The sequence below is a fragment of the Nocardia sp. NPDC051052 genome (assembly GCF_044456045.1).
GTDB lineage: Bacteria > Actinomycetota > Actinomycetes > Mycobacteriales > Mycobacteriaceae > Nocardia.
On record NZ_JBITFL010000010.1, the window covers coordinates 73298 to 93912 of the forward strand.

Genomic DNA, 20615 nt, shown 5'->3' on the forward strand with positions numbered 1-20615 from the left:
AACGGATCGGCCGTCTCGGTCAGCTCTGCGGAGATGACTCGACCGCCCCGGCCTCGCCGTCAACGACCTGCTCGGCACCGGAGGACGCCTGCACGGCATCCGCACCGGCTTCGGCAGTGCCGTCAGCAGTCACACCAGCTTCCGCGCCACTGTCCGCTACGTCGGCCGTCGCCTCATCGGTGTCGACCTGGCCCGCATCCGCCGAAGGCATTTCGGTACCCACTGGGGCAGAAGCACTCTCGTCGCCTGCGTGCGCATCAGCACTCGGGGCAACAACAGAGTCATCACTATCGGCGAGTACGGCTTCTTCCACACTCGGCTCGGCCACAACCTCGACGCTGGGCTCGGGACCCGTAACGGCGGCACCGTCCGAAGCAGTTCCGGTGCCCGCGATGGCAGCGCCGCCTTCGTCGCCGACCTGCACCGCCGCGCTCGGTGCGGCATCAGGGAGAACAACGTCGGATGCTTCCACAGTCGGTGCGGCGCTTGCGGCCGCTACAACTGCCGCGTCCGCCGATTCGGCTTCAGCAACAGCGGTTTCGGCATTCGACACGGTCTCGGCAGCCGACGCATCGGCAGCCGTTGCCGCTGCCACCTCAGCCGACGCGACCTCGACCGGTGCGACCGGCGCTTCGGCCGGGATCATTTCCACGGCCGCGTCGTCGAATGCCTCGTAGAGCGGCGAACCACCGCCGGTGGGGGCCACCGTGTCGGAGTGGGCACCGCAGCCGTAGGCGGCGTGCACGACGTGTCCGTCGGCACCCATGGCGTTGCCGCAGACACCGAAGGCGGCGCGCAGGGAACCGGCGAGCGGGAGGTAGAAGCCGCACAGGCCACAGGTGGACGGTGCCGCCTTGGCCATGTCGGCCTCGGGGCCGAACTCGGCGTGCCAGCGTTCGGCGGCTTCCTCGCGCCCTTCCAGACTCAGCACCTGGGTGCGGCCGAGGCCGATCTCCAGTGCTACCTCGTCGACGGCCGGGTCGCCGTTGGCGACGTAACCGGGCACCAGGCGCGGGTCGTTCAGCCGCGGGGCGAGCAGATCGCCCGGCGCCAGATCGCCGGGCCTGATCCGCTGGTCCCATGGCACGAAGTCGGGCGCGACCAGGGCATCCGGCCCAGGCAGCAACGCCGACTCGCTCACCGTCGCATAGTCGGCCTCCGGTGGGGCCGCCACGACGACCGCCCACTGCCAGCCGCGATAGCCGGGCAGGGTGGCCTCGAAGCGGTGGGTTGCCGCGCTGTCGTCCTCGGTAGCCACGCCGAGATGCGCCCCGACTCCGGCTGGTTCCAACTCCAGGAGCGCACGGCGGGCCAGATCGACGGCATCGGCCAGAATCGGCCTGACACCGGACTCAGAAACAGAAACTGCGCTCACGGCCTACATTTTGCCGTATGAAACGCAATCGGCGGACGTTGGCCATCGGTGTGCTGGTCGGTCTGGTCATCTTCAGCGGGTGTGGGGCCGCGCAAGACACGTCGCCCGCGATGAATGTCGAGGTCGTGGCCACCCGTTCGCACGATCCACACGCGTTCACCCAGGGCCTGGAAATCGATGGCAATGTGCTCTACGAAGGCACCGGGCTGTCGGGCGCGTCGAGTGTGCGGGCCACGAACCGCGACACGGGCGAAGAACTAGCCAGGGTCGATCTCCCCGCGCCGTACTTCGGCGAGGGGCTGACCCTGGCCGGGGACATCCTGTGGCAGCTGACCTGGCAGGACCACACCGCCTTCGCCAGGGACCCGCACACGCTTGCCGAAGTCCGCCGCGTGTCCTACGACGGCGAGGGCTGGGGGCTCTGCACCCGCAACGGGCAGCTGGTGATGAGCAACGGCTCCGACACCCTCACCTTCCGCGATCCGGTCACCTTCGCGCCGACCGGCTCGATCCGGCTCACCAGCCGCCCGACTTCGCGGCTCAACGAACTCGATTGTGCCGAGGACGGTTCGGTGTACGCCAACGACTGGCCGAGCGACCGCATCCTGCACATCGACCCCGACACCGGCGAGGTGCTGGCGGTGATCAACGCGGCAGGCCTGCTGCCGAGGACGCTCATCCCGACGGGTGAGGACACGCTCAACGGGATCGCCCAGATGCCCGGCACCGACCGGTTCCTGCTGGCCGGTAAGAACTGGCCGACCACCTTCGAGGTCCGCTTCGTGCCCGCCTGATCGCCGTGACTTTCCGCACACCGATTCGCATGCGATTCGCTGTGCGGGGAAGTCCAGGGACATGCACCGCCGTCCACGACGCGATGAACGTCACCATCCGCCGACACCTTCGAGAGCGAGTGAACGCCCAGCACCGAAGTACGACAGAATTGATGATGTGACTACTCCCCGCGAACCTTCCGGTCCCGACCGTGATCGGTGGGACGGCGAGGAGTATCCGCCGATCGGACGGCACCCCGGTTTCGACCGATATCCGCCGCCCAACACGCCGTCCGGGCGCAGGCCGCTACCGCCGTTGGACCCCGACCGGCTCGACCAAGCAGCCCGGCGCGCAGGCCCACCCGACCCGTCCGAGGCGGAAACCCGTCGGCACCCCACGCCCGATCCGGCGGATGCCAAGACCCGTCGGCACGGCGCCCCACGCTGGGGAGCCCGCCCCGACGAGCACGCGCCCGATCCGGCGGACCCCACTGCGCCGCGCCGCGTCTTCCCGCATCGTCCGGAACCGCCGCGTCACCCGGAACCGCCGCGCCCGGAACCGAAGGCCGCGATCCCGCCGCCCACCGCGCCGCTCCCCGAGCAACCGGACGCCGCCGCCGGCGAAGCCCCCGTTCCGCCTGACACCCAACGTGTTCCACGCAAACTTACGGTTACCCGGGTCGCCGCCATGCGCGGCCGCCAGCTGACCGAAAAAGGCATCGCCACCTTCCAGCGCGCGGCGAAGGCCGACGGTGCGGACAAATCCGGCCTCACCGCACTGACCTACGCGACGATGGCGAACTTCGCCCTCGACGCCGCGGTCGCCGTCTCGCTGGCCAACACCCTGTTCTTCGCCAGCGCCACCGCGGAGAGCAAGACGAAAGTCGCGCTGTACCTGCTGATCACCATCGCGCCGTTCGCGGTGATCGCGCCGCTGATCGGTCCGATGCTCGACCGGCTGCAGCACGGGCGCCGGGTGGCGCTCGCCACCTCGTTCGCGTTGCGCGCCGTGGTCGCGGTGGTGCTGATCCTCGAATTCGACAGCTGGGCACTGTATCCGCTCGCGCTGTGCATGCTGATCGGCAGTAAATCGTTCTCGGTACTCAAGAGCGCGGTGACGCCACGCGTGCTGCCGCCCGATATCGACCTGGTGCGCACCAACTCTCGGCTCACCGTGTTCGGGTTGGTCGGCGGCACCATGGGCGCGGGTGCGATCGCCGCACTGGCCGCCGCCATCGCGGGCTCCAGCGGCGCGCTGATCTTCGCGGCGGTGATCGCCTGTGCCGGAACCTATCTCAGCCTGCGGATCCCGTCCTGGGTCGAGGTCACCGAGGGTGAGGTGCCCGCCACGCTGAGCTATCACGCGCCCACCGAGGTGCTCTCGCCGGACAAAGAGTCCGCGACGCCGCCGCGCAAACGCAGGCAGCCACTCGGCCGCTCGGTGGTGACCTCGCTGTGGGGCAACAGCGCCATCCGGGTACTGACCGGGTTCCTCACCTTCTATGTCGCGTTCGTGGCCAAGGCCACCGAGCACCGCCCGGCCCAGCAGGCCGCCATGCTCGGGGTGATCGGCGCGGCCGCCGCGCTCGGCAACTTCACCGGCAATGCCACCGGAGCCCGGCTCAAGCTCGGCAAGCCGACGCTGATCGTGCTCGGCTGCACCGCGGCCTGCACGCTGGTCGCGCTGTTCGCGACGTTCGCCAACAATCTGCTCGGTGCCGCGCTGGCCGCCCTGGTCGCGTCGTGCACCAGCGCGCTGGCGAAGGTGTCGCTGGACGCCTCGATCCAGGACGATCTGCCGCCCGAGTCGATCGCGTCCGGTTTCGGCCGCTCGGAGACCGTGCTGCAGCTCAGCTGGGTCGTCGGCGGCGCGGCGGGTGTGCTGATGCCGACCGACTATTGGAAGGGTTTCGCGCTGGTCACCGCGATACTCGTGGTCGGGCTCGTGCAGACCTTCGTCAGTTACCGCGGCCATTCGCTGCTGCCCGGCCTCGGCGGAAATCGTCCGCAACACGCGGAACAGGAAGTTCCCACGACCCGGCCGATGCCACAGACTTCGAACGCATACCGTCGACCGGGGACGAGCGGCGGCGAAACGACCCGTATCCAACCAGGAATAGGAGATCCCAGCCAGTGAGCGAGCGAACCATCGACACACCAGCTGTGCTCACGGCGGAGCCGAGCGTCCGCGAGGTGGCGGTGTGACCAAGCTCAGCCCTCGTGCGATCGGCGCAGTGCTCGTTGCGGCGCTACTAGTGGTCACCGTCGCCTTCGTCGGCGTCCTGGTGGTGCTGGTGCGCGACGCGGAGAAACACGACCCGGTGATCACCGCCTACGCGCACGGCAAGACGGTGAATGTCACGCCGTACGTCTACTGCTCCGTGCGGATGGAGGACTGCCGCTACGGGCAGACCGTCGCCCTCGACGTGCCCAAGGACTACCCGCTGCAGCTGTCGCTGCCGAAGCAGATCGCGGACGCGCCATGGCTGGCGCAGCTGGTCTACGCGCTGCCCAACGGCGACCGCATCGACCGAGTGATCAGCCACGCCGACTTCGCGGCGGGCGCGCTGGCCGTCTCCATCGACTCACACCCGGAACCGGACCTGCGCCTAGTCGGAGTCGAGCTACAACTGCCGATCCTGGCCAGAGACAAGGACACGGGCAAGGAGTTCTACCTCCCGCACGCAGCCTGGTCGATCAGCACCGCCGCTTAGGACGTACGACCGACGCTGAGGGTGTACGACCAACTCGCGACGTCACTCGACAAGCCAAGCACGCACAGCGCGAGTTTTGCGAGCGCCGTTCGCGGCCCGTAATCGCGTCCGAGCTGTCGAAGCGCATGTGCCGCAGGCACGAGTCTCGACAGCTCGGACGCGAGACACCCGGGGGCCGCGAACACGCCGCGCCCGCGCGGCCAAAAATTCAGTGGTCGAGTTCGCGCGCGACCGCGCGGACGACCTCTGAAATGCGTTGCGCTGTCTTGCGATCCGGGTAGCGGCCCTTGCGCAGGTCCGGCTGTACCGTCGCCTCGAGCAGGGTGATCATGTCTTCGACCATCCCGTGCAGTTCGTCCGGCGTGTGCTTGCGGGCGATGGGCTCCTTGCGGACGCGTTCGCGTTCTTGACGCTCCTGGCCCTGCCGAACCGACGGCGGGGCCTCGAGCAGCTTCAGGCTCAGCGCCTGCGGTCCACGGCGGCCGGCGGCCATGCCGAATTCGACGCGTTGCCCCGGCTTGAGTCCTTCGACACCATCGGGCAATGCGGACGAACGGACGTAGACGTCCTCACCCTCGTCCTGGGAAAGGAAGCCGAAGCCCTTTTCGACGTCGTACCACTTCACCCTGCCGGTCGGCACTGCGCTCACCCGTTCATCATCGAAAAACTCGAACCGCACCGGCCCGAGCACATCTGGACACGGAACCCGCTGCGGCACAACGCCGCGCACAGATCCTCGTCTGTTTGCGAAAAGAACGCGCCCAGCAGTGATGCGGGACGCGCTTGCCTTTCGAGTCTACCCCGGTGCCTATAACGCAAGCACATCAGTTTTACGGTCGTCCGGTGACGAACCCTTCCGTTCCACCGCCGCCGCACGACGCCGATCCCTCGTCGACCGGGGGCGGGCAGCGCAAGCCGGGTGACTGGTTGCTACAGGTCGCGCTCGCACTGTTCGCGCTGGGATTGCTGGCGATCGTCGCGATCTTTCTGATCCCGGTGCTGTCCGATGGATCACCGGGGCTGTGGCTCTATTTCGCCGCGATGCTCGCACCGCTGGGGTTCCTGGTGGCGGTGTTCTTCGCCTTGCGTTCAGGTCGGCGTTCCCGCTGATCGACCTGGTGGTCACTTGGTGATCCGACCTGGCGATTGTCGCCGATCTGGCCTGAAGGTCACCGGTGCGCTGCGAACGGGTTACCCGAGTCTGTCGTTACCAAATCCCGGTTGTGATCCTCGTCACATAACGGAGAGGTCACGGACCGGTGACGGCCGGGCACCGGCCGGAACGCACCTCTCCTAGCTGCAACGAAGGGCCCGCCCGCGGCCCGAGACCGCACCGAGACCCGCTCGTACACGCCGGTTACCAAATGGTGATTTTTCCCGCCGATCGTCGTACCGTTCTTAGCGAGCCGGGACAACCGGCACACACCGGCCCGCCGCACCGAACCTCGCCCCGCGGGACCCGGAAACCCGACGGAAACGTAGGGGCGAGGGCGGGCATGACGACCTCTCAGTCCAGCCCGACCGATGACCTCGCAGGTGCGTCGAGAGGAAGACGAACCCGATATGAGTGGACGCCATCGCAAGCCAAGCTCCACCGGTCGCACGGTAGCCAAGGTTGCCGTGACCGGTGCGATCATGGGGACCGCGGGTGTAGCCCTCGCTGGCACCGCCAGCGCGGCACCCGACTCCGACTGGGATCGCCTCGCGCAGTGTGAGGCCGGCGGTAACTGGGGCATCGATACCGGCAACAGTTTCCAAGGTGGACTGCAGTTCTCCCCGAGCACCTGGAAGGCCCATGGCGGCGGCGAGTACGCGGCCAGCGCCAACCAGGCCACCCGTGAGCAGCAGATCGCCGTGGCCGAGAAGGTCCTGGCCTCCCAAGGTTGGGGCGCCTGGCCGAGCTGCTCCTCCAAACTGGGTCTGAGCAGCGCGCCCACCCAGCGCACCGCGCCTGCCACCAACGACTCCCCGCGCTGGAACCCCGCGCCCGCGCCGCAGGCCGCTCAGGCCGCGCCGGACAGCACCCAGCAGGTCTTCACAGCCGTCGACCGCGCACTCGAGGTCGTTCAGGGCCAGGGCGTCCAGGTGCCCAAGGAAGCCTTCGATTTCTTCAACGCCGCCAAGGCGAGCAACACCAAGCTCGATCCCGCCATCGTGAACTTCTACGAGGCGAACAAGGGTCTGCTGCCTTCCTGATTACTCACGACTAAGGCCCCGCATCCTCGGATGCGGGGCCTTAGTCGTATCTGCGGACTTTCCGTCCGGAAATCAGCGGTTGATCACCGTGTTCGGGTGCATGTAAGGCAGCTGATCCGCCGGGACCGGAAACTCGGTGTCCTCACCGTACGGCGAGAGCCCACCGGAACGGGTCGACGAGAGCTCGGTGACCGCGTGGTCACCATCGGCGACCTTCGGCCAGCCGTTGTCGACATAAGGTTTCTTCGATTTGTTCACCACGATCCCATTCTGGCATGCGCAGCCCATTGAGCAACTTTGCCGCTGCTGTTCCGACCGCCCTATCTCCGAACGGCGGCAGAAGGCCTGCGTCTACTACGCTGAAGGATCGGATTGAGACGCAACGACTGATCTCGGGAGCACATGGGTAACGCTCCCCCGCCTCTCCGAGACTTAAGGCCAGACCTAGGTAACGCACCGGCAGCGTTGGCGGCCGGTGGCAGGACGGTTAGCAAGTTAGCTAGTACCCCACGAGTTACCCATGTGCCTCAGAAACCAGTTGTCACGCCGTTCTCCGATGCGCTCACGGCTCCGCACCAGCGTGCGTTCCACCGAGACCGTACGCTGGATCGGATGACCGCGACCTCCCTTGCCGGATGGCTCGGTGCACGTAGTGATGCCCAACTGGTCACGCTGCTCGAACTCCGGCCTGATCTGGCTGTGCCGCTGCCCGCGTCGATGGCCGTGCTGGCCGCGCGGGCCGAGCAGCGCGCCTCGGTGCTGCGCGCCACCGATGACCTGGACACTCTCGATTTCGCGATCCTGGAAACCCTTGCGGTGCACGGGGTGACGCGGACCGAAAGCAACGGCGCTCCGCTGACCCGCGCCGAGTTGCACGTGCAGTTGAGAGAACGCGTGTCGGCCGCCGCTATCGACGCCGCGATCGATCGATTGACCGCGCGCGCACTGGTGTGGACCAGCGACGATGGGCTGCACCTGATCACGGCCGCGGTCGAGGCGCTGCCGTGGCCGATCGGGAGCACCACCGAGATCCCCGATTCGCTCACCGAACCCGAGGTCCGCGACGCGCTGCCCGAACTCACCTCGGCCGCCCGCGCACTGCTCGACAAGCTGGCCACCACCGGCCCGCGCGGACGCACCAGGGACGCCGCGCCGGGCACCCCGGCCGACCGCCCGGTCCAGCAGCTACTCGCCCGCAGGCTGTTGAACCGGATCGACGACGAGACGGTGGAACTGCCCGTCACCGTCGGCCAGGTGCTGCGCAACGAGCCGGTGACGCATCCGCACGCGCTGACGCCGCCTGCCCCGAAGCCGAAGAAACAGACTTCCGCCGACGTGAACGCCGTCGCCGCGGGCGAAGTGGGCGAACTGCTCCGGCACTGTGCCGCGATCCTGGACATCCTGGGTCAGGCGCCCGCACCCGCTTTGCGCGCGGGCGGTCTCGGCGTGCGGGAGTTGCGCCGCATCGCCAAACAGACCGGCATCGACGAGCCGAGGGCGGGTTTGCTGGTCGAGCTGCTGGCCGCCGCGCGACTGATCGAGAAGGGTTTGCCGGACCCGCCGCCGGAGGTCGATTCGACCGACGATTTCTGGGCGCCGACCCCCGCGATCGACGCTTGGCTGGAGGCGCCGCTAGCCCGGCGCTGGACCGTCCTCGCGCTCGCCTGGCTCGAATTGGACCGGATGCCATGGATGATCGGCCTGCGCGACGCCAATGACAAACCCCTCGCGGCCCTCTCGCTGGAGCTGCGCACCCCGCACGCGCCACGCGACCGGCACGCCATCCTCGGGCTGCTCGCCGAATATCCGTCCGGCAACGCCCTCACCCCCGCCGATATCGGCCGCGTGCTGGCCTGGCGGCAACCGCGCTGGCGCAGGCACTTCCGGCTGGAGGCGGTGGAACAGACCCTCAGCGAGGCCGAAGCGCTCGGCTTCGTCGGCCGCGGCGCGCTCGGCTCGCCGGTCCGTGCGCTGCTGCACGGCACGCCGACCAGCGCCGCCGATGCCGAGGCGGCCATGGAGTCGGCGCTGCCCGCGCCGGTCGATCACGTACTGGTCCAGGCGGACCTGACGGTCATCGCCCCCGGCCCGCTCACCGCGGATCTGCAGCAGCGCATCGAACTGGTCGCCGACGTCGAATCCGCCGGTGCGGCAACGGTTTACCGCATCGGCGAGACGTCGGTGCGGCGCGCGCTCGATGCCGGGCTCACCGCCGCCGAATTGCACGCCCTGTTCACGAAGCATTCGCGGACCCCGATTCCGCAGGCGCTGACCTACCTGATCGATGATGTCGCCCGCAGGCACGGGCAGCTGCGCGCCGGGATGGCGCGATCGTTCCTGCGCAGCGACGACCCGGCGCTGCTCGCTCAGGTGCTGGCCGCGCCGGTCGCGGGGACACTCGCGCTGCGCGCCATCGCGCCGACGGTGGCGATCGCCCAGGCGCCGCTCGGCGAGGTGCTCGAGCAACTCCGCGCGGCCGGTTTCGCGCCGGCCGGCGAGGATTCGGCGGGCATCATCGTTGATCTGCGGCAGCGCGGCGCGCGAATCTCGGCCCGGCCCAATGCCAGGCCGCCGTGGCGACCGACGCCGCCGAGCACCGAACAGCTGGAGCTGCTGGTCACCGAGCTGCGCGCGGCCGAACGCGCCACCAGCGCACGCTCCGGGCAGTCGGTGCGGATGGACGGCACCCGCACCAATACCGCGGCGACGCTGGCCCTGCTGCAACTGGCGGCGCGGGTGCGGCGCTCGGTCAACATCGGCTACGTCGACGCGTCCGGTGTCGCGACGCAGCGCGTGGTGGAACCGCTCAAGGTCGGCAACGGCCAGCTCGACGCGCTCGACCCGGTGACGGGCGCGATCCGGCACTTCACGCTGCACCGGATCGCGTCGGTCGCCCTGCTGGAATGATCAGGCCTTGGGCTTGGCGAGGCAGAAGGTGGTCTTCGGCGCCTCGGAGATGAGGCGGAAGCTGTCCGCTTCGGCCCCGCACAGCAGCTCGTCGGCCTCGCCGTCGATCCGCTTCACCACCTTGAAGGTGGCCTCGGTGGACCCGCAGTCCACGTTCTTGACGGCGGTGCTGCTGGTTTCGTTGTAGCAGCTGCCCTGCTTGAAATTGGGCGCCAGGCACAGGTACGCGCTGCTGCCGTCGGCCAGGTTCGCCTGGTACCCGGTGTAATCGGTCGCGCAGTCCACCTTCTTGTCGGAGGTCTGCGCGATCTTGTAGACGGCCTTGTCCGACGAGCAGTCGGCCGTCTCCGTCTTGGCTTCGGCCGAGGCACCCTTGATGATGCAGTCACCGACCTTGGCCGAGCCGGACTTGCTGTCCTCCTTGGCCGACGAACACCCGACGACCGTGACGATTACCGCCGCCACCGCGACGAGGGCAAGCACCACGCGTGCCAGCAGCCTCGCTCCTGGAAACTTCACCTGAAAACCTCTCTCACCGAACACATTCACGCCGCTCGCGAACGCGGTGAGAATACCCGGACGCCGAGTGCGGCCGCATCAGCGCTACGGGTGATATCGAATTGCGTGGGCAGCGCGGACTACCAGGTGCTCCACATGCCGAGGAGGGCGAATCCGAGGATGCTCGGAAGCAGACGGCCGAGCAATTGGAATCCAAAAGAGTTCACCAGCAATGCCTTTCGCGTATTACCCATAAAGTGGACATTCGTCCAGCACGTGGGTTCTTTCGCTCCGGCAGACCGAGTCGTTACGCTTGGCCAGTATGACGCTGGACGACGTGGCCCGCGACCTGTACGGACTCGCTCCGAGCGAGTTCGTCGCCGCCCGCACGGCCGAGGTCGAAAAGGCCAAGGACGCGGGCGACAAGGCACTGGCGACCGCGATCGGCAAACTCCGCAAACCGACGGTCACCGCGTGGACGGTGAACCTGCTGGCCCGCGAGGCGTCCGACGACGTGGCGGCGCTGCTGCAACTGGGTGCGGCACTGCGCTCAGCGCAGCGGAAACTGTCCGGCAGCGAGCTGCGCAGCCTCACGGGGCAGCGCCAGCAGGCGGTCATCGCACTGGCCAAGAAGGCGGGCGTGCTGGCGGCCGAGCATGAGCATCCGGTGAGCGAGGGTGTGCTGCGCGAAGTCGGGCAGACGTTGAACGCGGCGCTGGCCGATCCGGGCGTTGCCGAGCAGGTGCACTCGGGGACCTTGACCACCGCGGCGACCTATGACGGCTTCGGCCCCGCAGGCCCCGGCTTGGTCGCGGTCGAAGACCAGGCACCCGAACCCGCCGCCGACCCTGCGGAGGACAACCCGCGTCAGGAACTGGATGACGCGTTGGCGGCTCGCGAATCCGCTCGTGCGGCAAGGGATTCCGCCCGCGAGGAGGCCGAGCGCGCAGCAGATCAGCTGGGCGACATCGACTCTCGGATCGCCGAGTTGAAAGAAGCACTCGCCCAGGCCGAACAAGAGCGCCAGTTCACCCGCACGTCCGAACGCACGGCTCAAGATCAATTACGTTCCGCCCAAAAGCAACTCGACCGAGCCGAACGATGGGTCGACCGCGCACGCGAGCGCGTCGACGGCGAATAACCACCCGCCGCGTCCGGACCTGCGCGTCGATGTCGGGGTCAGCTGCGCAGGGTGCCGGGGTAGAGGTACTCGTCGGGTGGGGGCGTGGTTTGGTTGAGCCAGGCGTCGAAGAAGGCGGTCAGGTTTGCTGGTGACTTCGACTGGATGAACGTGCGGAATTCCGGCATGGATGCGTTTGCGTATGCGTGGCTCGCGTTGAAGTCTCGGACCGCTGCGAAGAATGCGGGGTCGCCGAGTTGTCTGCGTAGCGCGTGCAGGAAGAGGGGGCCGCGGTAGTAGACGGAGGTGAATTCTGTTCCGGCGCCGGGGTTTGCCAGCGGGATCTGCCAGAACTCGCTGTTGCCCTGGTACTTCTGGATGGTCTGCCGGTATTCCGCGTCTACGTCCAAGCCTTCCTTCTGCTCCGGCCAGAGGTAGTCGGCGGTGTAGCTGGCGAAGCATTCGTTCAGGCAGACGTCGGACCACTGGCGCACCGATACCGAATCGCCCCACCACTGGTGGGTGATCTCGTGCACCGCGGTGGGCAGGTCCGTCCACGGCGCGTAGATCGGGCGGGTCTGGGTTTCCAGCGAGAACATGATGTCGGCGTCCACGTAGATGCCGCCGGAGGACTCGAACGGGTAAGGGCCGTACAGGCTTTCGATGAAGTCGAGGATCTCCGGCAGGCGCTGCTCGGTTTCCCGGTTCCGTTCCGCCTGCGGGGCGAAGGCACTGATCAGCGGGGTGCCGTTGGCGCGCCGCTGGTCCAGGAAGCTGAACTTGTCGATCGCGATGGTGGTCAGATAGCCGACCACCGGCTGACTCGCCGCCCAGCTGACGGTCCGCCGCTCGCCTTGCACCTCGTCCTGGGTGCGCAGGCCGTTGGAGACGACCTCCCATTCCGCGGGGACGGTCGCGTGCAGCGCGAAGGTGGCCTTGTCCAGCGGGGTGTCGTTGAGCGGGTACCAGCTGGTCGCGGAGTGCGGCTCGCCCGCGGCGAAGGCGCCGCCGCTCGGCGCGTACGTCCAGCCGTTGCCTTCGGTGTTCTCGGCGATGCCCGCGTAATCCACGGTCACCGTGAACGGAAGTCCGGGCAGCAGCGGCACCGTCGGCGTGACGGTGAGCTCGTGCTCGCCGTTGCGGTCGAACGCGGCGGGCAGGTTGTTCACCGACACCGTGCGCACTTGCGGCCCGGCGAAATCCAGGTTGAACGCGCGCAACGCCTGGGTGGCGACGGCGTCGATCCGGGTCGTCCCGGTGAGCTGGTGGCTCGGCGGGTCGTAGTCGATGGTGACGTCGTAGTGGCGGGCGTCGTAGCCGCCGTTGCCGTCCTGCGGGTAGTACGGGTCGCCGAGCCCGGACGATCCGGTGAACGGATCGGGCGGCGGGTCGGCCGCGGCGGGCCCCGATGCGGTGACGAGCGCGCCGACCACCGCGGCACACATCCAGCCGGACAACCTCATTCGACAACCGCCCCTCTGACTGTCGGTACAGCCGTACCAACCTCGATGGATGCTAGTCGGTTCAGTCGGCGCTTCCGGACAGCGCCACCGACGCGCCGAGCCCGACGATCATCATCCCGCCTGCCCCGCCGACCGCCTCGAGCCTGCGCGGCGAGCGGGCGAACCAGGTGCGCGCCGAGGACGCGAGCAGCGCCCACGCACTGTCCGAGACCATCGCGACGGCCAGGAAGATCGAGCCGAGGATCAGGAATTGCAGCGGCAGCGAGCCGGCGGCGGGATCGGCGAAATGCGGCAGGATCGCCGCGAAGAAGATGATCGCCTTCGGGTTGGTCAGCCCGACGACGACGCTCTGCCGCAGCACCTTGGCATCCGGCGCAGGCTCGACCCTGGCACCGAGCGCGTCGAGCAGCGATTTGCGTTCGCGAAATGCCTGCACCCCGATGTACATCAGGTACAGCGCGCCGGCGAACTTGATCACGGTGAGCGCGAGCGACGAGGCCATCAGCAACGTGCCGAGCCCCACCGCGACGAGTAGCAGCGCGACGAAGACACCGGCGCAGTGCCCGATCACCGACAGCAGCGCGGCCCGCCTGCCGAGGGTGAGCGCGCGCCCGATGGTGAACAGCACACCGGGCCCGGGGACGATGATGAGCACGGTCGCCGCGGCGAGAAACGCCAGCAGGTTGGACATCGGAACCATCACCGGAGTCTATGCGGCGACGCAACCCGAATAAGGCGTGATGAGACCACCGGACTCAAGAGCCGAGATCGCCTGGCAGCTGGTGCGGATCGAGTAGCAGGCGCTTGGCGGGCGCGCGCCGGACCTTGTCGGTGAGCGCGAGATTATCGGTGAGCAAACGCCATTCGGCGTCGCTGATGGTGTCCCTGGCTCGGTCGATGACCGCCGCGTCGGTGGTGCCCCACGCGATCGGCATGGCGCTGACCGACTGCCAGCGCTCGCCGACCTGTCGCGGCGCCCGGTCGGTGCGCACCGCGACCGAGGGCACCCGCTCCCCCGCCGCCATCTCGTGGCCGGGCAGCGCGCGGACCCGCCGGATCACCAGCGCGTAGCGCGAGTCGGTGGCGCCGGGCTTGGCCACATCGACCAGGGCGAGCAGGACCACACTCGACGGATAGGTCTCCGACACCACCGCGGGCACCAGCTCGCCGTCGGTGTAGAGCTTGTCGATGCTGGCGTGCCGCGCCGTCCAGAAGGCCACCCACAGCGACACCACCGCGCCGAGGATGAAGGCGATGGTCAGCAGGTAGGCCCACGGGTGATCGAGGTAGATCAAAAACGCCGCGCCCGCCGTCGCGATGATCGCGGCGGCGATGGCCATGATGCGGAGTCGACGCTGGTCGGCGAAGACTTCGTTGACCGCGCGGGCATGCTTGCGGTCGACCGGGAATTCGAAGCGTCGCACGTTCCTATTCCTAGCACAGTTTGCGGAGAACATGCCTCCACTTATCCGATGGGCGGGCCGAGCAGGTCGTCGGCGTCCATGATGCGGTAGGCATACCCCTGTTCGGCCAGAAAACGCTGGCGGTGCGCCGCGTATTCGGCGTCGAGGGTGTCTCGGGCCACCACCGAGTAGAAATGGGCTTGGCCACCATCGTGTTTCGGCCGCAGCAGCCTGCCGAGGCGCTGCGCCTCCTCCTGACGGGAGCCGAAGGTACCCGAAACCTGCACGGCGACCGATGCTTCCGGCAGGTCGATGGAGAAGTTGGCCACCTTGCTCACCACCAGCACCGGGATCTCGCCCTGCCGGAACGCCTCGAAGAGTTCTTCGCGCTCTTTGGTTTTCGTCGAACCCTGGATCACCGGGGCGTTCAGCGCGACACCGAGCTCGTCCAGCTGGTCGAGGTAGGCGCCGATCACCAGGGTCGGCGCGTCGGCGTGCTTGGCCAGGATCGACTGGACCACGGGGATTTTCGTGCGCGCGGTGGAGCACAGCTTGTAGCGTTCCTCGGGCTCCGCGGTGGCGTAGGACATCCGCTCGGCGTCGGTGAGCGTGACCCGCACCTCGATGCACTCGGCGGGGGCGATCCAGCCCTGCGCCTCGATGTCTTTCCACGGCGCGTCGTAGCGCTTCGGGCCGATCAGCGAGAACACGTCGCCCTCGCGGCCGTCCTCGCGGACCAGGGTCGCGGTGAGGCCGAGGCGGCGGCGCGACTGCAGATCGGCGGTCATCCGGAAGACCGGCGCGGGCAGCAGGTGCACCTCGTCGTAGATGACCAGGCCCCAGTCGCGGCTGTCGAACAGCTCGAGGTGCTTGTATTCGCCCTTGGTGCGGCGGGTGATCACCTGGTAGGTGGCGATGGTGACCGGGCGGATCTCCTTGCGCTCGCCGGAGTACTCGCCGATCTCCTCCTCGGTCAGCGAGGTGCGCGCGAGCAGCTCGCGGCGCCACTGCCGGCCCGCGACGGTGTTGGTGACCAGGATCAGCGTGGTCGCCTTGGCCTTCGCCATGGCGGCGGCGCCGACCATCGTCTTGCCCGCGCCGCACGGCAGCACCACGACGCCGGACCCGCCCGCCCAGAACGAGTCGGCGGCCAGCTGCTGGTAGTCGCGCAGGTGCCACTTGTCGTCGGTGTAGTCCAGGTCGATCGGATGCGCTTCGCCGTCGACGTACCCGGCCAGGTCTTCGGCGGGCCAGCCGATCTTCAGCAGCATCTGCTTGATCCGGCCGCGCTCGGAGCCGTGCACGATCACCGTGTCGTCGTCGAGCCTGGCCCCGAACATCGGTGCGAGCTTCTTGTGCCGCAGCACCTCCTCGAGCACCGCGCGGTCCAGGCTCACCAGCACCAGGCCGTGCGCCGGATGCTTGACCAGCTGTAATCGCCCATACCGCGCCATCGTGTCGACGATGTCCACCAGCAACGGCTGCGGCACCGCGTAGCGGGAGAAGCTGACCAGCGCGTCTACCACCTGCTCGGCGTCGTGCCCCGCCGCCCGCGCGTTCCACAGCGCCAGCGGCGTGACCCGATAGGTGTGCACATGCTCGGGCGCGCGCTCCAACTCGGCGAACGGCGCGATGGCCTGCCGCGCCGCGTCGGCCAACTCGTGGTCGACCTCCAACAGCAGCGTCTTGTCGCTCTGCACAATCAGCGGACCGTCCGTCACAGCCCCTCCTCGCATCGATTCCGGACCATTCTTCCTGAGACCCCCGACAGCCCGGCACGGCCGGTCCCCTGACCACGACAATTGCCGGTCGATCGGGTCGGCTCAGCGGGGTTCGGGTGCTCGTTGCAGCGCGCGGTCGAACTCCGCGGGCCAGCCGTCGGCGGGGCCGGGCGGGTCGGTGGGCAGGCGGGCGGCAAGCCAGTGGTCGCGGCTGCGGCCGCGCTGCAGACTGCCTTGGCGGGACATGCCCTCGTAGCGGAAACCGGCCCGGCGGGCCACGGCGGCGGACGGGTAGTTGCCGACGAAGGCGCGCCAGCTGATCCGCCGCAGCGCCAAGCCGCTCGGCCGGAAGCCGTAGTCGCAGACCAGGTTCACCGCCTGGGTCATCAGGCCGCGAGAGCGGGCGCCGGAGGCGAGCCAGAAGCCGATCTCGGCCGAGGACTCGTCGCGCTCACCGAGGCCGATCATGCCGACGACCTGACCGCCCTCGGACAGGCGCAGCCCCCAGGTCGGGCTGTGGCCCGCCCAGCCGGGGCGGACGATGTCGTCGACGAAGGTCTGGGCGTTGTCGCGGGTGTAGGGCACCGGAATGGTCACCCACTCGCCGATGGACGGATCCTGGCAACACCGGGTGATGGCGTCGACGTCCGCCGCGGTGGGGATAGACAGCCAGACCGTTCCGTTCGACAGCGCGTGTGCGTCCATCGAGTCATGTTGTCACGAATCACCCGGCCCGAGCATCGGGTTTCCCGCGCTCCCGGCCGCCGGCACCGTGGTAAACCGACCGGCCGGGAGATCGTAGAATCTCCCTGATGGTTGCCGCTCTGCTTGCCGGATTGTTCGAATCACATCGAGCGCATCTGCTCTCGGTCGCGTATCGGCTGACGGGCAGCGTCGGCGACGCCGAGGACGCGGTGCAGGAGAGCTGGCTGCGACTGGCCGGTGCCCACCAATCCGAGATCGACGACCCGCGCGCCTGGTTGACGACGGTGGTGAGCCGAATCTGCCTGGACCGCTTGCGCAGTGCCGCGGTGCGCCGGGAAACCTATGTGGGCCAATGGCTGCCGGAGCCGGTGGTCACCGGTCGCACGCCGTCGAGCACGCCGGACCCGCTGGAGACGGTGGTCCGCAAGCAGGAATACCGCCTCGCGGCCATGGTGGTACTGGACAGCCTGACCCCGCCGCAGCGAGTGGCTTTCGTACTGCACGAAGGGCTTTCGGTGCCGTTCGGCGAGATCGCCGAGATCCTCGACGTCTCGATCGAGGCCGCGCGCCAGCTCGCGGTCCGGGCCCGCAAGGCCGTCGCGGATACCCCGCCGCCGGTGCCGGACGCCGAGCACGAGGCCGCGGTGCAGCGCTTCCTGACCGCGCTGCGCTCCGGTGACGTCGGCGCGGTGACCGCCGCGCTGCACCCGGATTCGATGGCGATCGGCGATGCCGACGGCACCACGTCCACCGCGGTGAACGTGCTGCGCGGCGCGGACCGGATCGCGCGCTTCTACCTGGGTCTCGTGCGCAAGTACGGACTGGACGGCACCGACGTCGACCCCGCCTACAACTACGAATTCGCCTCGGTCAACGGACAACTCGGCCTCGTGGTCACCGCGGGCTACGGACATCCACCCCGGGTGATGGGTTTCACCATCCGCGACGGACTGGTTTGGGGCACTTACGATCTCGCGAATCCGGCCAAGTTGACCGGCATTCGACTGGGCTGAGCCCGCCGCGACCCGGCGGGCCCGCCATCAGGGTGTAGCCGAGCCGGAGAACCCTTTGCCGGTCGAGGAACCGGCACCGGGGTTACCCTTCGAACCTCGACTAGTCTCCGACTATGCCTCCGCAACCCGCCACCGTTGCTCGCCTGCGCCCATTTGCCTCCACGATCTTCGCGGAGATGACCGAACTCGCCGTTCGGTTCGACGCGGTCAATTTAGGCCAGGGCTTCCCCGACACCGACGGTCCGGCGGGCATGCTCGAGGTCGCCAGGCAGGCCATTGCCGACGGTCTCAACCAGTACCCGCCGGGGCGGGGTATGCCGGTGCTGCGGCGCGCCATCGCCGACGACCGGGCCCGCCGCTATGGCACTTACTACGATCCCGACACCCAGGTGCTGGTGACCGTCGGGGCGACCGAGGCGATCGCCTCCGCCATCCTCGGCCTGGTGGAGCCGGGCTCGGAGGTCGTGCTGATCGAGCCGTACTACGACTCCTACGCTGCCGCAGTCGCTTTGGCCGGCGCGCGGCGGCGCACGGCGCGGCTGGTCGCCGATGGCGACCGATTCGTGCTGGACCTGGACAGCCTGCGCGCCGCGATCACCCCGGCCACCAGGATGCTGGTCGTCAATTCTCCGCACAACCCGACCGGCACCGTACTCGGCCGCGACGATCTGCAGGCGATCGCCGAGATCGCCTGCGAGCGCGACATTCTGGTGCTCACCGACGAGGTCTACGAACACCTCGTCTACGACGGCACCGAGCACATCAGCCTCGCCACGCTGCCCGGCATGGCCGAGCGCACCGTCGTGGTATCCAGTGCGGCAAAGACTTTCAGCGTCACCGGCTGGAAGACCGGCTGGGCGTGCGGTCCGGCGGCGTTGATCGACGGCGTGCTCGCCGCCAAGCAGTTCCTGACCTTCGTCGCGGGTGGCCCGTTCCAGCCCGCGGTCGCGCACGCGTTGAACAACGAACTCGACTGGGTGGCCGGGCTGCGGGATACGTTGTCCGAGAGGCGGCTTCGGCTCGCTGCCGCACTGGCCGACACGGGGTTCGGGGTGAAGTCCAGTCCGGGTGGCTATTTCGTGTGCGGCGACATCACCCCACTCGGCGCGACCGACGGCCTCGCGTTCTGCCGCGAGCTGCCGAAGCGGCTCGGCGTCGCCGCCGTCCCGGTCAGCGTTTTCGCCGACGATGCCGCCGCCTGGAGCCATCTGGTGCGCTTCACCTTCTGCAAGCGCGACGAGACGCTCGACGAAGGCGTGCGCAGGCTTCGCTCCGGCGCGCGCTGAACGCCGGAGCTCAGGACGGGTGCGGCAGGGTCGGATCGGTCGGCGGCCTGCTACGCGGGTACCGACGGGCTTGTGGCGCATGCCAGCCGAAGCGAAGCGCGAGCAGGCGGAAGGCGATCGCGCCGAGGGCGGCCAGCGCTCCGGTCCACGCCTGGTAGGCGCCGTAGTGCAGCAGCGTCGCCGTGGTGACGGCGCCGACCAGCGCGGGCACCGCGTAGATCTGTTCGGGCCGAAGCACATTCGGTGTCTGCCCGCCGAGCAGATCGCGGATCACGCCGCCACCGATCGCGGTGACCAGGCCGAGCAACGCCGCCGAGGGCGCGCCTAGCCCGTGTGAGTAGGCCGCGACCGTCCCGGTGACGCAGAACAATCCGAGACCGAAGGCATCCGCGACCTCGAGCGGCCCCCTGGTCAGCCGCCGCGACGGATGCCAGAAGAAGATCACCGCGGCGGCGAGCGCGGCCGTCAACAGGTAGCTGAGATCGACGAACGCCACCGGCGGCGTCCGGCCGATCAGCAGATCCCGGATGACGCCGCCGCCGAGCGCGGTGGCACAGGCGAGCACGACGATGCCGAAGATGTCGAAATCGCGCCGCACGGCGAGCAGCGCGCCCGAACTCGCGAACGCGAACACCCCGAACAACTCCCCGACATGCTGCACCGCCTCGACCGCCGTCCCGAAGTGCGCGGCATCGAAATCCACCATGCCGCTCACCGTGTCATACCCCGCCACGCGCGCATCGCCGACAGGCCCCGCGCGTGGGGCGGGGTGTCAGGCCGGGGTGGGGCGGGCGCGGTCGGTGGCGACCAGCACCGCGATGGTGCCGAGCATGGTGCCCATCAGGTAGCGCTGGGCACGGAGCCAGAGCGGGCGGCCGGTGAGGAAGGTGGATAGGCCTGCCGCGCCGAGCACGATCATCGCGTCAACGCTCAAACCCACCGCGATCTGCACCGAGCCCAGGACCAGGCTCTGCAACCAGACGTGTCCATGGTCGGGCACCACGAACTGCGGGATCAGCGCCATGTAGAGAATCGCGATCTTCGGATTCAGCAGGTTCGTCAGAAATCCCATCATGAACAGCCGTCGCGACGGGTCGTCCGGCAGGGTCGCTGGCTCGAAAACCGAAGTGCCGCCGGGCCGCAACGCCTGCCAGGCCAGCCACAGCAGGTACGCCGCCCCGGCCAGTTTCACCGCCATATACAACCCGGGCACCACCGCGAACACCGCGGTGATCCCCACCGTGGCGGCGATCAGATACACCCCGAACCCCGCCGCGACACCGCCCAGCGACACCAGCCCGGCGCGGCGCCCCTGCGACACGGTCCGGGACACCAAATACATCATGTTCGGCCCGGGCGTGAGTACCAATCCCAACGCCACGGCCGCTACTCCGAGAATTGCCGCCATTTCGATCACGCTGTCGATCCTCGCCGACCCACG

The 20615-nt window shown here is 68.6% G+C and carries 20 protein-coding genes; 9 read left to right on the top strand and 11 right to left on the bottom strand.

From position 1 onward, the window contains the following. Positions 1-19: 19 nt before the first annotated feature. Positions 20-1375, bottom strand: coding sequence for a DUF3027 domain-containing protein (locus ACIBCN_RS30950; RefSeq protein ID WP_396995245.1), 1356 nt, complete (start codon positions 1373-1375; stop codon positions 20-22). A gap of 17 nt (positions 1376-1392) precedes the next feature. Between ACIBCN_RS30950 and ACIBCN_RS30955 the strand changes: the two genes are divergently transcribed. From ACIBCN_RS30955 to ACIBCN_RS30965, 3 genes are all read left to right on the top strand, one after another. Further along, positions 1393-2169: a glutaminyl-peptide cyclotransferase gene (locus ACIBCN_RS30955; RefSeq protein WP_396995246.1), complete on the top strand. Its 777-nt coding sequence runs from the start codon at positions 1393-1395 to the stop codon at positions 2167-2169. A 157-nt stretch (positions 2170-2326) separates the two neighbouring features. Further along, a complete protein-coding gene (locus ACIBCN_RS30960) occupies positions 2327-4285 on the top strand; it encodes an MFS transporter (RefSeq protein WP_396995247.1) in 1959 nt (652 codons plus the stop codon). A 64-nt stretch (positions 4286-4349) separates the two neighbouring features. Next, positions 4350-4862 carry a DUF2771 domain-containing protein gene (locus tag ACIBCN_RS30965; RefSeq protein ID WP_396995248.1) on the top strand — a complete coding sequence of 171 codons (513 nt, stop codon included), beginning with the start codon at positions 4350-4352 and terminating at the stop codon, positions 4860-4862. Between the two features lie 208 nt (positions 4863-5070). On the opposite strand, the gene ACIBCN_RS30970 is transcribed toward ACIBCN_RS30965, so the two are convergent. After that, positions 5071-5502 (bottom strand): cold-shock protein, encoded by a 432-nt coding sequence (locus tag ACIBCN_RS30970; RefSeq protein WP_396995522.1) that lies wholly within the window; start codon positions 5500-5502, stop codon positions 5071-5073. Positions 5503-5705: 203 nt separating this feature from the next. Here ACIBCN_RS30970 and ACIBCN_RS30975 point away from each other — a divergent pair, with 203 nt between their 5' ends. Next, positions 5706-5972 carry a hypothetical protein gene (locus ACIBCN_RS30975; RefSeq protein WP_396995249.1) on the top strand — a complete coding sequence of 89 codons (267 nt, stop codon included), beginning with the start codon at positions 5706-5708 and terminating at the stop codon, positions 5970-5972. Between the two features lie 453 nt (positions 5973-6425). Beyond that, positions 6426-7058 (top strand): resuscitation-promoting factor Rpf1 domain-containing protein, encoded by a 633-nt coding sequence (locus ACIBCN_RS30980; RefSeq protein WP_396995250.1) that lies wholly within the window; start codon positions 6426-6428, stop codon positions 7056-7058. Positions 7059-7130: 72 nt separating this feature from the next. Here the strand turns inward: ACIBCN_RS30980 and ACIBCN_RS30985 are convergent, their stop codons facing one another. Beyond that, positions 7131-7319 (bottom strand): hypothetical protein, encoded by a 189-nt coding sequence (locus tag ACIBCN_RS30985; RefSeq protein ID WP_014981540.1) that lies wholly within the window; start codon positions 7317-7319, stop codon positions 7131-7133. A 351-nt stretch (positions 7320-7670) separates the two neighbouring features. On the opposite strand from ACIBCN_RS30985, the gene ACIBCN_RS30990 reads away from it, so the two are divergent. Further along, a complete protein-coding gene (locus ACIBCN_RS30990; protein ID WP_396995251.1) occupies positions 7671-9965 on the top strand; it encodes a helicase-associated domain-containing protein in 2295 nt (764 codons plus the stop codon). On the opposite strand, the gene ACIBCN_RS30995 is transcribed toward ACIBCN_RS30990, so the two are convergent. Continuing rightward, entirely contained in the window at positions 9966-10484 is a 519-nt protein-coding gene (locus ACIBCN_RS30995; RefSeq protein ID WP_396995252.1) for a hypothetical protein, read from the bottom strand. A 301-nt stretch (positions 10485-10785) separates the two neighbouring features. Here ACIBCN_RS30995 and ACIBCN_RS31000 point away from each other — a divergent pair, with 301 nt between their 5' ends. After that, positions 10786-11604 (top strand): hypothetical protein, encoded by an 819-nt coding sequence (locus ACIBCN_RS31000; RefSeq protein ID WP_396995253.1) that lies wholly within the window; start codon positions 10786-10788, stop codon positions 11602-11604. Positions 11605-11642: 38 nt separating this feature from the next. Here ACIBCN_RS31000 and ACIBCN_RS31005 read toward each other — a convergent pair whose 3' ends face one another. From ACIBCN_RS31005 to ACIBCN_RS31025, 5 genes are all read right to left on the bottom strand, one after another. Then, positions 11643-13046 carry a M1 family metallopeptidase gene (locus tag ACIBCN_RS31005; protein ID WP_396995254.1) on the bottom strand — a complete coding sequence of 468 codons (1404 nt, stop codon included), beginning with the start codon at positions 13044-13046 and terminating at the stop codon, positions 11643-11645. A gap of 61 nt (positions 13047-13107) precedes the next feature. Then, a complete protein-coding gene (locus ACIBCN_RS31010) occupies positions 13108-13746 on the bottom strand; it encodes a LysE family translocator (protein WP_396995255.1) in 639 nt (212 codons plus the stop codon). Between the two features lie 55 nt (positions 13747-13801). Further along, positions 13802-14470: a DUF3239 domain-containing protein gene (locus ACIBCN_RS31015; protein ID WP_396995256.1), complete on the bottom strand. Its 669-nt coding sequence runs from the start codon at positions 14468-14470 to the stop codon at positions 13802-13804. Positions 14471-14511: 41 nt separating this feature from the next. After that, positions 14512-16170 (bottom strand): DNA repair helicase XPB, encoded by a 1659-nt coding sequence (locus ACIBCN_RS31020; protein WP_396995257.1) that lies wholly within the window; start codon positions 16168-16170, stop codon positions 14512-14514. A 102-nt stretch (positions 16171-16272) separates the two neighbouring features. Further along, positions 16273-16875: a GNAT family N-acetyltransferase gene (locus tag ACIBCN_RS31025; protein WP_396995258.1), complete on the bottom strand. Its 603-nt coding sequence runs from the start codon at positions 16873-16875 to the stop codon at positions 16273-16275. Between the two features lie 107 nt (positions 16876-16982). Between ACIBCN_RS31025 and ACIBCN_RS31030 the strand changes: the two genes are divergently transcribed. Both ACIBCN_RS31030 and ACIBCN_RS31035 read left to right on the top strand, forming a co-directional pair. Beyond that, the gene (locus ACIBCN_RS31030) at positions 16983-17888 is read left to right on the top strand and encodes a sigma-70 family RNA polymerase sigma factor (RefSeq protein ID WP_396995259.1); all 906 of its coding nucleotides are present in this window, start codon (positions 16983-16985) and stop codon (positions 17886-17888) included. A gap of 113 nt (positions 17889-18001) precedes the next feature. After that, the gene (locus ACIBCN_RS31035; RefSeq protein ID WP_396995260.1) at positions 18002-19174 is read left to right on the top strand and encodes a pyridoxal phosphate-dependent aminotransferase; all 1173 of its coding nucleotides are present in this window, start codon (positions 18002-18004) and stop codon (positions 19172-19174) included. Positions 19175-19184: 10 nt separating this feature from the next. On the opposite strand, the gene ACIBCN_RS31040 is transcribed toward ACIBCN_RS31035, so the two are convergent. Both ACIBCN_RS31040 and ACIBCN_RS31045 read right to left on the bottom strand, forming a co-directional pair. Further along, complete coding sequence (locus ACIBCN_RS31040; RefSeq protein WP_396995261.1) at positions 19185-19880, bottom strand: trimeric intracellular cation channel family protein; 696 nt, start codon at positions 19878-19880, stop codon at positions 19185-19187. Between the two features lie 66 nt (positions 19881-19946). Next, positions 19947-20591, bottom strand: a complete 645-nt coding sequence (locus ACIBCN_RS31045) for a LysE family translocator (protein ID WP_396995262.1) — start codon at positions 20589-20591, stop codon at positions 19947-19949. Positions 20592-20615 lie beyond the last annotated feature (24 nt).

Coding starts and splice junctions, on each gene's coding strand:
- ACIBCN_RS30990 (WP_396995251.1), top strand. CDS start 7,671: ATGACCGCGACCTCCCTTGCCGGATGGCTCGGTGCACGTAGTGATGCC.
- ACIBCN_RS31005 (WP_396995254.1), bottom strand. CDS start 13,046: ATGAGGTTGTCCGGCTGGATGTGTGCCGCGGTGGTCGGCGCGCTCGTC.
- ACIBCN_RS31025 (WP_396995258.1), bottom strand. CDS start 16,875: ATGGACGCACACGCGCTGTCGAACGGAACGGTCTGGCTGTCTATCCCC.
- ACIBCN_RS31040 (WP_396995261.1), bottom strand. CDS start 19,880: ATGGTGGATTTCGATGCCGCGCACTTCGGGACGGCGGTCGAGGCGGTG.
- ACIBCN_RS31030 (WP_396995259.1), top strand. CDS start 16,983: ATGGTTGCCGCTCTGCTTGCCGGATTGTTCGAATCACATCGAGCGCAT.
- ACIBCN_RS31035 (WP_396995260.1), top strand. CDS start 18,002: ATGCCTCCGCAACCCGCCACCGTTGCTCGCCTGCGCCCATTTGCCTCC.
- ACIBCN_RS31010 (WP_396995255.1), bottom strand. CDS start 13,746: ATGGTTCCGATGTCCAACCTGCTGGCGTTTCTCGCCGCGGCGACCGTG.
- ACIBCN_RS31000 (WP_396995253.1), top strand. CDS start 10,786: ATGACGCTGGACGACGTGGCCCGCGACCTGTACGGACTCGCTCCGAGC.
- ACIBCN_RS30980 (WP_396995250.1), top strand. CDS start 6,426: ATGAGTGGACGCCATCGCAAGCCAAGCTCCACCGGTCGCACGGTAGCC.
- ACIBCN_RS30955 (WP_396995246.1), top strand. CDS start 1,393: ATGAAACGCAATCGGCGGACGTTGGCCATCGGTGTGCTGGTCGGTCTG.